The 392-nt window shown below is 72.2% G+C and carries 1 protein-coding gene; it reads right to left on the bottom strand.

The annotated features are described in order from the left end of the window. Nucleotides 1-392, bottom strand: a 392-nt coding sequence (locus E0T84_RS31685) for an L-serine ammonia-lyase, iron-sulfur-dependent, subunit alpha (protein WP_212757752.1), incomplete at both ends; no start/stop codon positions are given.

Below are 392 nucleotides of genomic sequence, written 5' to 3' on the forward strand. Positions count from 1 at the left end.
GTCTTGATGACCTGGTCCAGGCTCACGAAGTGCGTGCCGTCGCCGTGCAGCGCCATGCGCGCCGCGTTGATCGCCTTGACGGACGCGATGGCATTGCGCTCGATGCACGGGATCTGCACCAGCCCGCCGACCGGGTCGCAGGTGAGGCCCAGGTGGTGCTCCATGCCGATCTCCGCCGCGTTCTCCGCCTGGGCCGGCGTGCCGCCCAGCGCCGCGCAGAGCGCGCCCGCCGCCATCGAGCAGGCGACGCCGACCTCGCCCTGGCAGCCGACCTCCGCCCCGCTGATGGAGGCGTTCTGCTTGTAGAGGATGCCGATGGCCCCGGCCGTGAGCAGGAAGTCCACCACGCCGCGCTCGCTCGCCCCGGGCGCCGTGCGCACGTAGTAGTGCAG

It is taken from the genome of Mycobacterium sp. DBP42, assembly GCF_005924235.1.
Lineage (GTDB): Bacteria > Actinomycetota > Actinomycetes > Mycobacteriales > Mycobacteriaceae > Mycobacterium > Mycobacterium syngnathidarum.